Below are 12,272 nucleotides of genomic sequence, written 5' to 3'. Positions count from 1 at the left end.
CGTCCGGGCTGCCCGACGGGGTGTCCGCCGCGTTCGGCGGCTACTCCAGGGCCGCCCTGCCCGTCAGCGAGATGAGGCTGTCGCGCACGGAGTCCATGTGCGCCTGGACGTCGTCCCATGTCTCGCCGTGCTCGCGCAGCACCCGCTCCGTCTCGCGGGCGATGCGCTCCTCGCGCACGCGCGCGTCGGCGACGATTTCGGCGGCCCGCGCCTGTGCCTCCTCCTGGCGGCGGCATGCGGACTCCCCGGCCTCCTCCAGGGCGCGCTTGGCCTCGGACAGCGCGGTCTCGGCCCGGCTGATCCGTTCGGCGTGCAGGGCGTCCAGCGCGGCGATCCGCTCGGCCTCCTCGCGTTCGGCCGCGGCCCAGCGTTCGGCGTGGTCCCGGGACTGTTCGGCGAGCAGGCCGGTGGTGCGCTGGCGCACCTCGCGCAACGCCGCGAGCTCCTCCCCGCGCCCTGCTTTCACCTCGCGCCGGGCGCCGACGCGGAGGTCGTCGGCCTCGGCCTGCGCGGCGAGGAGATGCTGGCGGGCGCGGTCGTCGGCGTCCGCGCGGAGCGCGTCCGCCGCTTCCTGCGCCTCCCGGCGCAGCCCCTCGGCGCGCGCCTGGGCCTGCGCGATCTGCTCCGCGGCTTCGCGCCGTGTGCGCTCCCGCAGGTCAGCCGCCTCTTCCAGCACGATCTGGAAGAGACGGTGGGCGCTCTCCCCGAGCGTCTCGTACATCTGCGGCGTGAGCCGGGCGACAGCCTCGCGCAACCGTACGACCTCGGCCTCCATGTCCTTGGCGAGCACGGTGAGCCGGGCGGCGCGCACCCAGGCGGCGTCCCGGTCCTCGGACAGCGCCTCCAGGAACGCGTCGACCTGCTCGGGGCGGTAGCCGCGCCCCCGGACCGTCACGAAGCCGTGCGGCGACATCGATGCGCTGCTCACCCTGGAATCCCTCTCCACCGGACATACACGACAGATTTCGCGCACATCTTGATGGATCGGACGTAAGTGTTCATAACGCGACACTCCGCAGTCACGTCACGGCCGGGATCCCGCACTTCGCGATCGGCGTGGCGGACAGGCCCTCCGTGCAACGCATCGGGCCCTTCACGCGTGCGCGTGAAGGGCCCGAGGGGGTCACACCCGGCCGGCGGGCGCGGGGGGCGTCACAGCAGCCCGTCCCACATCTGTTCCAGCAGCACCGACCACCAGCTCTCCGGCGAACCGAGCGCCGCCGGGTCCAGGGAGGCCAGCTGCGCCTGGAAGTCGACGGTCCAGCGGCCCGCCTGCTCCTGGTTCAGCCCGAACCGCAGACGCCACATCCGGCCCAGCAGCGCCAGGCACCGTGTGAACTCCGGCAGCCCGGTGTTCACGAACTGCGGCGGCACCGGCGCACCGCCCGGCCCCGCCTCCACGGGCACGGCCACGATGTTCGCCGTCCCGTACTGCACACAGAGCGCCTTGCCGAAGTCGGTGCCCATCACCAGGTACGAGCCCGCGTCCGCCGCCGGCTGCACCCCGCGCTCGGCCGCCAGCTCCGCCAGCGTCGGCACCGGACGGCCCGGCTGCGCCTGCGCCCAGAAGAACGGGCCCAGGTCCAGCGGCAGCCCCGCCACCACCAGCATGTGCGCCACGATCGGCGGCACCCCCTGCCGGGACACCGCCTGCTGCTCGAACCGGAAGATCCCCGGGCCGAACGCCGCGGCCAGCTCCTGGGCGATCCCCTCCGGCGGGACCGGCGGCGCGGCCTGCACCGGCGGCAGCGGCGCCCGCACCGGCCCGGGCCGCGCGGGACCGTCGGCCACCTGGTGCAACTCGCCCTGGTGGGCCAGCAGCTGCTGCATGCCCTGCTGCCGGCTCGCATGGTCCGTGCCGTACGGCGCGATGCTCGTGATCCGCGCCTGCGGCCACTGCTCACGGATCATCCGCGCACAGTAGGCGCCCGGCAGCGCGCACGACTCCAGCTCCGTGTGCAGCTCCAGCACGGTCTCCGGCGGCACGTTCATGGCCCGCAGCTCGTGGAAGATCTGCCACTCCGGGTGTGGCGTACCCGGCGCCGAACGCCGGATCAGCTGCTGCTCCGAGCCGTCCTGCGCGCGGTAGCGCAGCACGGCCTGGTAGCCGGGCCCGACCGTCGGCTGCCCCTGCTGCGGATAGCCGTACGCCGGAGCCTGCCCCGGCAGGGGCCCGCCCGGCGGCGGCATCGCACCCGGCGGCATCGGCGGCGGGGTGCCGGGAGCGCCCGGCATGCCGACCGCCCCGGGGGCGGGCGGCGGCGGGGGCGCGCCCGGGCCGGCCACCGGCGGAGCGGACAGCATGGTCTCGGCCTGGTGCACGGCACCGCCGCGACCACCGCCGGGGACGCCGGGAGCGCCGGGAGCGCCGGGACCGTTCGGTGCGGCGGGGGCTCCGGGCATGCCCGGGGCTCCCGGCGGTTGCGGTGCGCCCGGCACCGGGGGCATCCCCGGGGCGCCCGGGGCCGCGGGGGCGCCGGGCGGGTGCGGCATGCCCGGAGCGCCCTGTGCGCCCGGGGTACCGGGAACACCCGGGGCGCCGGGCGGCTGCGGCGCGCCTCCGCCCAGCTGGCTCGGGTCGGCCAGCACGGTGGCCGCGTGATGCACATGGCCCGGGGGCGTACCGCCCGGAGGCGCGGCAGGCGGGTTGGGGGCACCCGGAGCATTCGGCGCGGCAGGCGGGTTGGGGGCACCCGGAGCATTCGGCGCGCCCGGCACCTGCGCCCCCTCCGGGCTCCCCGGGCTCTGTCCTTCAGGCCCCTCCGGCCCGAGCGCCGACACGAGCTGCGTCGGCACGTACCCGCCCGCGGCCGCACCCGGCGCGGGCGGCGGCGTCGCACTCCCCGGGCGGGCGCCCGGCGTTCCAGGGGCGCCCGGCGGCGCAGGCGGCGCGCCCACTCCCCCGCGCGCCTTCTTCGGCGGCGGAGCAGCCTTGCTCGTCGCGGCGTCCGCGATGTCCCCGGCGTTCGGCGGCAGCCGTCGCGCCGGCCCACCCGGACCCGCCGGAGGCTGTGCCGCGTCCGGCGCACCACCCGGCGCCTGCGGATAGCCGTACCCCGGAGCACCCTGCGGAACGCCGGGGTCCTGCGGGTAGCCGTACGACGGAGCGCCCGGCGGCACAGGCGGCGGCGTGCTGCCCTGCGGAGCGCCCGGCGCGCCAAGAGCCGTCGGGGGCGCGGGCGGAGTGCCGTGCGCCGGAGGGTAGGGCTGTGCGCCCGGCGGAGGCGTGCCCGGAGCCGCCGGCGCCTGCGGATGACCGTACGCCGGCGTGCCCGGTGGCGGCGGGGGCGTGCCGCCCTGCCCCCCACCCGGCGCACCGTGACCGCCGGGCGCACCCGGCGCGAAGCCCTGCGCACCCGGCGCGCCCGGCACATCCAGCGCCGGCGCGACCGCCGTCGGCGGCAGCTGACTGCCGCCCGACATCAACGCCGTCGGCGCGTCCGGCGCGACGGCCGGCGGGCGCGGCGCCTCACGGTCCACATCGCTCAACGGGGGCGCGAACACCGTCGCGGGCAGCGGCACCGAGCGGTCGTCCTCACCGGTGTCCGCGTTCGTGTCGGTACCGGCCCAGGGCGTGGCACCCGGAGGCACGTCCACCGGAGCAGGCACCCCCGGCGCACCGGACGCGCCCGGCGCACCGGAACCACCGTGCGCTTCTCCGGACGCCCCCATCGGCACCCCGGCCTGCGTCTCGGCCGGCCCGCCCCCGCCGAAGGCAGCGGTGCCCCCGGCAGAACCACCGTCCGACGCCGACGCCCCATCAGAAACCGACGGCGCCTCAGAACCCGGCAAACCCGGCACCCCAGCCGAAACACCCGAAGGAACCGAAGCCGCCGCAGCCTCTGAAGCGGCCGAAGCCGCCGGATCCGCGCTCTCCGCACCCTCCCGGCGCCGCTCCCCGATACCCAGCTTGTCCGCCGCCTCCTGCAGCCACTCCGGCGGAGTCAGCAGGAACGACGTCTGGTTCAGGTCCACGCGGGCGGCGGGCGCCGGGACCGCGTCCTGCGGCTCATCGGCACGGCCGTACTCCTCCTCGTACCGGCGGATCACCTCACCCACCGGCAGAGCGGGCCACAGCGTCGCCTCCCCGCTGTCCCGGGCGATGACCAGCCGCTGGCCACCCGCGTCCGAACGCGGGCCCTCCGGCCGATCCTCACCCCACACCACGAACCCCAGCTCGAACTCCCGCACCCGCACCTCACGATGCTGGTACGCGGGCACGTCACCGTTGATCCACTCCTCGGCGCGCTCCTGCGCCTGCGCGTAGGTCACCATCGCCTGAAGCTCACTCCCCCACCGGGCCGGACGACGCCGAGCCGGAAGACACCGGGACGACACGGGCGAAACCGCCGTCCACCATCAGATGGGCCACCGTCTCCAGCTCCGGCGGACTACCCGCCAGCCGGGACAGGAAGGCATCGAAGTCGTCACCGCACGGCAACAGCAGACGCTCCACCCGCTCCGCCGGCGACCAGGACGGATCCACGTCCCGCACATCGTCGTACGCACAGAACCACACCGAACCGACCCGCTCGCCCCTCACCTTCACCGCGAGCAGCCCGCCCTGCACAAAGGTCACCCCGAGGTAATCCTTCGTCAGGTGGTCACGCAGGCACTTGTTCACATACACCAGGTCATTGACCGCGGCCTCGTCCCGCACCGTGAAGAACGGCTGATCCAGCAGCAGCCCCAGCCCGGCGTCCAGCGCCGTACCGACCGGCGCACACCCACCCGCCGCCTTCAGGAACGAGCGGTAGGCACCGGGAAGCCGGTAGCCGAGATCCTCCTCGACCCCCTGCACCTGCGCCTCGGAGACCGCCGCACCCGACTTCGGCAGACCGAAATGCGCCGGCCGTGCCTCCTGCAGCGGCCGCGTACCACGCTTGCCGTGGTCCACCGGCGACGTCGCCACACCACCGTGATGCCTGAGGAGCGCCTTCACCTCGACCGGCACCAGCTCCAGCCGCCGCGTACCCGCCACGTGATGCCACGTCCAGCCGTGCGGCGTCGCCACCTCCGCCACCGTGTCCCACAGCGCGTGCCCCGACGCCGCCAACGCGGCGTTCGCCGACACATAATCCGTCAGCCGCAACTCGTCGACGCCGAAGCCCTCCGGCGGCTCGGCGATTTCCACCGCCACGCGCGCGTACGGCGAGAAATCCGGATAACCGCCCTCATCGACCCGTACCCCTCTCGGGTGACGTGCCGCCCGGACCGGATCCGGGAAGTGCACGACCTGCCCGGCGTAGGCCGCATTCGGCGGCGCGGCTTGTCCCCCAGCGTGGCCGCTGGGCGGTGTCCCCAGCCCGAGCCGACCTGTCGTCATGGCGGTTGCCCCCTGCGGCGTTCTCTCTGGCCTGAACGGCGGTGTCGATCGCGAATGACGACAGCCTATGCGGTACACGAACCCCGGTCACCGGCCCACCGCATCCCCGCACCCGGCACCCTCCCGGCAGCGACCCGCACACCGAGCGGAACCCACCCCCGGCTCCGTGACCAGCCGTCACCCCAGCGTCACGGCACGCCTCCGCACGGGCGTGTCATCCCGCCCCAGCTTCCGCACCAGCCACGGCATTTGGCACCCTGTGTCCTTCGGGGGATGCCCGGGGAGGGAAGAGCGATCATGAATACCTTGCAGACCGGAGGTAGCGACGTGCGGGCCGGCGACCCTCGCATCGACTGGAGCGGCACCGACACACCCCCCGCCCCCGCCCTCCGCCACCGCCGCGACGGCATCCTGCCCACCGTCGCCGCCGCCCTCTCCGTGCGCGGCGCCACCCTCACCGGCACCGCCGCCCGCAGCGACCAGCCCCCCGCCCTGCACCCCCTCGTCCAGGACTTCCTCGACACCCTCACCAGCGCCCAACGCGACCGCTTCACCGGCCGCTGCGCCGAAACCATCCTCATCTCCCGGCACATCGCCACCGCCGACGCCGCCCGCAGCAAACGCGCCGCCCGCAGACCCATGACCAACGGCGAAGCCCGCAAAGCCCTCAAGCACGCCAAACTCACCGCCCGCCGCATACGCGAGGACGGCGACCCCCTCCACGGCAGCTTCGCCGCCCCCTGCCGCGCCTGCACCGCCCTCAGCGCCCACTTCGGCGTCCGCATCGTCGACCCCACCGCAACCGACGGCTGACCCACCCCGTCAACACCGACACCCGCACCACCCCACCAGCACGCGCACGCGTCCACGCACGACGAACGAAGGGCAGATGCACCCCGACCGCACCACCACCCGCTTCCCCGTACCCGTCGACGCCGCCCTGCGCGCCGCCGGCTGGCAACCCGGACGCTGGGACATAAAACAAGCCGAGATCTGGGCCGACACCCTGCGCGACCACACCTCACCCGCCGGACACCGGCACACCGTCTTCCCCGCCGCCGTCGAAGCCTGGGCCGAATTCGGCGGCCTGACCATCACCCCCACCGGCCCCGGCCGCCAGATCGCCCCCGCCACCCTCCACCTCGACCCCCTGCACGGCCTCCACCTCGCCCGCACCCTCGGCGACCTCGGCCGCGCCCTCGGCACCGACCTCTGCCCCCTCGGCGAGGAAACCGACACCGCCGCCCTCCTCGCCGTCGACGCCGAAGGCCGCGTCTACACCATCGACCACACCGGCGACTGGTACCTCGGCCCCGACATCGACCACGCCCTCGCCACCCTCATCACCGGCATCCCACCCGTACGCCTCACCGCCGGCTGACAGCACCCCCTAAAGGCCGCCCAACCCCGGAGGATCGTCGAAACCCACACCGACGGACCCCGACGAAGGCCAGGACGTCGCCTCGCTCAGCGACCGCAGCCCGGGCAGGAGCCAGCCACGAGCGGCATCCCCCAGGAGCACGGCCTCCCTCCCGCACAGGCCGTCGTTCCCGGCAGGCGCCCACACCTTCCTCGGAAAGCGGGCCTCGTGCGCGGCAAGCACCGCACGCCCCGCCTCCGTCGCATCCGGCCCCGGCACATACTCACGGCGACGAGCGAGCCCACCGGCCACCATCACCGCCACCACAACCACCACGGCGAACCACACCGGCCCGTCCTGCGCCCCGACGACACCGACAGCCACCACCCCCAGCACCCCCGACACCCAGTGCGCCACCCACAACAGGAAGTCGGCCAGATCCAGCACGCGACGCCGGGACGGAGCACCACCGACCAAGCCCCGCTCCGCCAGACGATCACCCACCGCATCGATCTCCGGACGCCTCGCCAACCGGTCCATCCGCCGCCACATCCGGCGCCGCGGCCGCAGACCGACGACCTCGATCACGGCAGCCTCCACCTCGTCACGCGGCACCGGATCCACCACCGTGACCACGTCGTCCCGCACCGAAAGCCGCCCACCCAGCACCATCGACGCCATGGCCGTCCGGGCGACACCCCCACCCCTGCCCGACAGAAACGCCACCTCGTACAGGTCCAGCTCACGACCCGGCGGCCACCCACCCACCCGCGCACCGGCACACCGCCGGTACGCCCGGCGAAACCACCGGACAGCGACCCCGGTCACCGCACAACAGACACCCAGCAGAACCCCCCACACCACGGCTCCCCCCTCCGCCCCGGCCCCGCGAACCCAGCGACGCGCCCACTGGATGCCCCCCGCGAGCCAAGGTCACCCACCCCTACGCCGCCGGAATCACCGCCGACACCCGAAATCCCCCCGCATCCGTGGGCCCCGACACAAACACACCACCCAGCGCCACAACCCGCTCCCGCATCCCCACCAGGCCGTTCCCACCCGACGGCAAACCCGCCGCCGACGCCGACGCCGGCTCCGGAGGCGGCCCGTTCTCCACCTGCATCGCGATCTCCGACACCCGATGCGCAAGCCGCACACGCGTCTTGGCACCCGCCGCATGCTTATGGACGTTCGTCAACGCCTCCTGCACCACCCGGTACGCCGTCTGCTCGACCTCCGCCGCATACGACCGCACCTCCCCCTCCACCGACAGATCCACCACCATCCCCGCCGCAGCCGACTGCCCGATCAACTCGTCCAACTCCGACAGACACGGCCCCTCCGCCGTCCCCACCTCCTGAGCAGCCCGCGACGCCGCCTCCGCAGCCGCCTCCCGCACCGCCGCCAACGGCACCCCCGCAGCACGCCGGCCCGCACCCTCCCCCGCCCGCAACACCCCGAGCATCTCCCGCAACTCCGTCAACGCCTGCCGCCCCATGTCCCCCACCAGAGCCGCGTTCTTCACCGCCTTCTCCGGATCCTTCCGAGCCACCGCCTGAAGCGCAGCCGCATGCACCACCATCAGACTCACCCGATGCGCGACCACGTCATGCATCTCCCGGGCAATCCGCGTCCGCTCCTCGTTACGCGCCCACTCGGCCCGCTCCTCCGCCCGCTCCGCAAGCAACTGAAGCTCCCGCTCCAGACTGTCCGCCCGCTCCCGCAAGCTCTCCATCAACCGCCGCCGCGCCCCCACGTACAAACCCAGCAACACCGGTGGAGCCGTCAGCCCCAACGCGGTCGTCACCGCCGCGAACGGCACGAACCAGTCACCCAGCGTCAGATCCCCGCGCGCCATGTCCTGCCGCACCCGTACGAACGTCACCACCGCCGTCCCCAGCAGCGACATCCCCGCCAACGCCCCGATGATCCGCCGCGGCAACTCACACGCCGCCAGCGTGTACAGACCCACGACGCCCATCAGAAAACCCATCTCCGCGGGCGTGATCGCGATCGACACCAACACCACGGCGATCGGCCACTTCCGGCGCACCAGCAGCACCGCACCGGCGATCAACCCGAACACGATCCCCAGCGACGCGGGAATCCCCGCCTCCCGGGCGAACGGAACACCCTCCGCCGCGCACTCCACGGCGGACACCAGCGCCAGCGCCCCGTCGAGCACCGCACTGCGCCACCTCACCCACCACCAAGGGCCGGTCAGCGCCCTGTCGTGGTCTTCCCCCGTCGTGGTCATGCCTCCAGCCTACGGGCGACAGGTACGGCTTTTCCGGTGACTTTCACCTACCGCCACACACCACACCCCGTAACCGAACGGCCTCGAAACCCACCGGTTTCCCTCGAACTGGCGAGCCCTTCCCGTTCCCCCCTGGAACCCAGCATTCCGGCCGGACGGTATGCGCATGACACATTCACTCGCCAAGTGCGCCCACCAGAGGGACCGCGAGAGCAGGCGGCCGCTTCCGCGCCGAACGAGCTGCAGCCTCCGCGGGATCCGCGACGAGCTGAAGATCTTCAACAGGACGACCCTCAAGAGACACAACCCGAAGACCGGCCGCAGGAACGCCGGTGACGACCACCACGGCTGCCTCGTGATCAAAGTCCCGAAAGGTGCCGACTTGTACCGTCGCATCGAAGGCTCTTGGTACGGCATAGTGTTGGGTGCCGACTCGGCGACCCAACCGAATGTCCGGTTAGTCGAGTTTGATCCCCCATGGTGTAATCAGGCAGCACTGAGGGTTTTGGTCCCTTAAGTTCAGGTTCAAATCCTGATGGGGGAGCTGCACACCACCGGGCCCTGACTGCGCAGTCAGGGCCCGTATTCGTCTCCCCCCGAACCCACCCCGGTATCCTGCGGCTGTCACCCCCACCCTCCACAGCCGAAGGGCAACCCCGTGAGCGCCATCCGCCCGGCCGCCGTCGTCGTTCTCGCAGCGGGTGAGGGCACCCGTATGAAGTCGGCCACACCGAAGGTCCTGCACGACATCTGCGGCCGTTCCCTGGTGGGCCATGTGCTGGCCGCCGCCCGCGAGTTGGACCCGCAGAATCTGGTCGTCGTGGTCGGGCACGCCCGTGAGCAGGTCGGTGCCCACCTCGCCGAGATCGACCCGGCCACCAGGACGGCCGTACAGGCGGAGCAGAACGGCACCGGGCACGCCGTACGGATGGGGCTGGAGGAGCTGGGCGGGGCCGTGGAGGGGACCGTGGTGGTGGTGTGCGGTGACACGCCGCTGCTGACCGCCGACACGCTCAAGCAGCTCACCGAGACGCACGGCGCCGACGGCAACGCCGTGACCGTGCTCACCGCCGAGGTGCCGGACGCGACCGGTTACGGCCGGATCGTGCGGGACGATGCGACGGGTGCCGTCACCGCGATCGTGGAGCACAAGGACGCGACCGAGGTGCAGCGGGCGATCCGGGAGATCAACAGCGGGGTGTTCGCGTTCGACGGGCGGCTGCTGGCGGACGCGCTGAAGAAGGTGCGGACGGACAACAGCCAGGGCGAGGAGTACCTCACGGATGTGCTGGGGATCCTGCGGGAGGCCGGGCATCGGGTGGGTGCGTCCGTGGCGGCCGATCACCGGGAGATCGCGGGGATCAACAACCGGGTGCAGCTGTCCGAGGCGCGGCGGATTCTGAACGACCGGTTGCTGACCCGGGCGATGCTGGACGGGGTGACGGTCGTGGATCCGGCGACCACGTGGGTCGATGTGACGGTGACCTTCGAGCGGGACGCCCTGGTGCATCCGGGGACGCAGCTGACCGGGTCGACGCACATCGGCGAGGGTGCCGAGGTGGGGCCCAACAGCCGGCTGAAGGACACCAAGGTGGGTCCGGGGGCCCGGGTGGACAACACGGTGTCGGACGGGGCCGTGGTGGGCGCTCAGGCGTCGGTGGGGCCGTTCGCGTACCTGCGGCCGGGGACCCGTCTCGGGGCCAAGGGGAAGATCGGGACGTACGTCGAGACGAAGAACGCCTCGATCGGGGAGGGCACGAAGGTGCCGCACCTGTCGTACGTCGGGGATGCGACGATCGGCGAATATTCGAACATCGGCGCGGCGAGTGTGTTTGTGAACTACGACGGTCAGGACAAGCACCACACGACGGTGGGGTCGCACTGCCGGACGGGTTCGGACAACATGTTTGTGGCTCCTGTCACGATCGGGGACGGTGCCTACACGGCCGCCGGGTCGGTGATCACGAAGGATGTGCCGCCTGGTTCGCTGGCCGTGGCCCGTGGTCAGCAGCGGAATATCGAGGGTTGGGTGGCCCGGAAGCGTCCGGGGAGCACGGCGGCGAAGGCGGCCGAGGCGGCGTCCCGGCAGGGTGAGAGCGAGGACTGACCGGAAACCGGTGCGCCAAACACGGCGTACCGTGATAAGTGCACATCCGCACGTGTGCACCTGCACCCTTACCAGCTGATTCGGCCTCTCATCGCCCAGCCGAGAGGTCGCCGAGCAGCCCGCTGGCTGAGACAACCTCTGAGGAGACTGTGCTGTGACCGGGATCAAGACGACCGGCGAGAAGAAGTTGATGTTCTTCTCCGGCCGCGCCCACCCCGAGCTTGCCGAGGAGGTCGCCCAGCAGCTGGGTGTCGGGGTCGTCCCGACGAAGGCCTTCGACTTCGCGAACGGTGAGATCTACGTCCGTTACCAGGAGTCGGCTCGTGGTGCGGACTGCTTTCTGATCCAGAGCCACACGGCTCCGATCAACAAGTGGATCATGGAGCAGCTGATCATGATCGACGCGCTGAAGCGTGCGTCGGCTCGCTCCATCACGGTGATCGTGCCGTTCTACGGTTACGCGCGGCAGGACAAGAAGCACCGGGGTCGTGAACCGATTTCGGCGCGTCTGATCGCGGATCTGATGAAGACGGCGGGTGCCGACCGGATTCTGACGGTGGATCTGCACACGGATCAGATCCAGGGTTTCTTCGACGGGCCGGTGGATCACCTGTTCGCGCTGCCGCTGCTGGCGGACTACGTGGGCAAGAAGGTGGACCGGCAGAAGCTGACGGTGGTGTCGCCGGACGCGGGCCGGGTGCGGGTGGCGGACCGGTGGTGCGACCGGCTCGGTGCGCCGCTGGCGATCGTGCACAAGCGGCGTGACAAGGACGTGGCGAACCAGGTGACGGTCCACGAGGTCGTGGGCGAGGTCAAGGGCCGCGTGTGTGTCCTGGTGGACGACATGATCGACACGGGTGGCACGATCTGTGCGGCTGCGGACGCGCTGTTCGCGCATGGTGCGGAGGACGTCATCGTCACCGCCACGCACGGTGTGCTCTCGGGTCCGGCCGCCGATCGGCTGAAGAACTCCCGGGTGAGTGAGTTCGTGTTCACGAACACGCTGCCGACGCCGGGGGAGCTGGGCCGGGACCTGGACAAGATCACGGTGCTCTCGATCGCTCCGACCATCGCGAGTGCGGTGCGTGAGGTGTTCGAGGACGGGTCTGTGACCAGCCTCTTCGACGAGCAGTAAAGTTTCCGCACGGCCCTGATGCGGGCTAATTGAAGATCCTTTTGGGTGCGGCCTCCCCTGCGAGTAAACTGCTGAAGTTGCTCGGCG

The 12,272-nt window shown here is 72.1% G+C and carries 9 protein-coding genes and 1 pseudogene; 5 read left to right on the top strand and 5 right to left on the bottom strand.

Annotated features, from left to right (window positions below; translation table 11 throughout):
• Positions 1-40: 40 nt before the first annotated feature.
• The 3 genes from ACZ7DL_RS06400 to ACZ7DL_RS06390 all read right to left on the bottom strand — a co-directional run bounded on the left by ACZ7DL_RS06400 (position 41) and on the right by ACZ7DL_RS06390 (position 5,326).
• On the bottom strand, positions 41-928 hold the full coding sequence (locus tag ACZ7DL_RS06400) for a DivIVA domain-containing protein (protein WP_470771836.1): 888 nt from the start codon (positions 926-928) through the stop codon (positions 41-43).
• A 224-nt stretch (positions 929-1,152) separates the two neighbouring features.
• Positions 1,153-4,275 (bottom strand): SUKH-4 family immunity protein, encoded by a 3,123-nt coding sequence (locus ACZ7DL_RS06395; RefSeq protein ID WP_470771834.1) that lies wholly within the window; start codon positions 4,273-4,275, stop codon positions 1,153-1,155.
• A 10-nt stretch (positions 4,276-4,285) separates the two neighbouring features.
• Positions 4,286-5,326: an SMI1/KNR4 family protein gene (locus ACZ7DL_RS06390; protein WP_470771996.1), complete on the bottom strand. Its 1,041-nt coding sequence runs from the start codon at positions 5,324-5,326 to the stop codon at positions 4,286-4,288.
• A gap of 297 nt (positions 5,327-5,623) precedes the next feature.
• Here ACZ7DL_RS06390 and ACZ7DL_RS06385 point away from each other — a divergent pair, with 297 nt between their 5' ends.
• On the top strand, positions 5,624-6,139 hold the full coding sequence (locus ACZ7DL_RS06385; protein ID WP_470771832.1) for a YwqJ-related putative deaminase: 516 nt from the start codon (positions 5,624-5,626) through the stop codon (positions 6,137-6,139).
• Positions 6,140-6,215: 76 nt separating this feature from the next.
• Entirely contained in the window at positions 6,216-6,707 is a 492-nt protein-coding gene (locus tag ACZ7DL_RS06380) for an SUKH-3 domain-containing protein (RefSeq protein ID WP_470771830.1), read from the top strand.
• Between the two features lie 9 nt (positions 6,708-6,716).
• Here the strand turns inward: ACZ7DL_RS06380 and ACZ7DL_RS06375 are convergent, their stop codons facing one another.
• Both ACZ7DL_RS06375 and ACZ7DL_RS06370 read right to left on the bottom strand, forming a co-directional pair.
• A complete protein-coding gene (locus tag ACZ7DL_RS06375) occupies positions 6,717-7,514 on the bottom strand; it encodes a TIGR04222 domain-containing membrane protein (RefSeq protein ID WP_470771995.1) in 798 nt (265 codons plus the stop codon).
• 115 nt (positions 7,515-7,629) lie between these two features.
• The gene (locus ACZ7DL_RS06370) at positions 7,630-8,943 is read right to left on the bottom strand and encodes a sensor histidine kinase (RefSeq protein ID WP_470771828.1); all 1,314 of its coding nucleotides are present in this window, start codon (positions 8,941-8,943) and stop codon (positions 7,630-7,632) included.
• A gap of 277 nt (positions 8,944-9,220) precedes the next feature.
• Here ACZ7DL_RS06370 and ACZ7DL_RS06365 point away from each other — a divergent pair.
• The 3 genes and pseudogenes from ACZ7DL_RS06365 to ACZ7DL_RS06355 all read left to right on the top strand — a co-directional run.
• Positions 9,221-9,460 (top strand): annotated as a pseudogene (locus tag ACZ7DL_RS06365) (hypothetical protein); the annotation flags it as partial.
• A 141-nt stretch (positions 9,461-9,601) separates the two neighbouring features.
• Positions 9,602-11,050 carry a bifunctional UDP-N-acetylglucosamine diphosphorylase/glucosamine-1-phosphate N-acetyltransferase GlmU gene (glmU, locus tag ACZ7DL_RS06360; RefSeq protein ID WP_470771827.1) on the top strand — a complete coding sequence of 483 codons (1,449 nt, stop codon included), beginning with the start codon at positions 9,602-9,604 and terminating at the stop codon, positions 11,048-11,050.
• Between the two features lie 154 nt (positions 11,051-11,204).
• A complete protein-coding gene (locus ACZ7DL_RS06355) occupies positions 11,205-12,185 on the top strand; it encodes a ribose-phosphate diphosphokinase (RefSeq protein WP_470771826.1) in 981 nt (326 codons plus the stop codon).
• Positions 12,186-12,272: the final 87 nt, after the last annotated feature.

Source organism: Streptomyces sp. NPDC036984 (assembly GCF_055607665.1).
The sequence above is the reverse complement of the archived record's forward strand: the minus strand, read 5'-3'. Positions and strand labels throughout refer to the sequence as shown.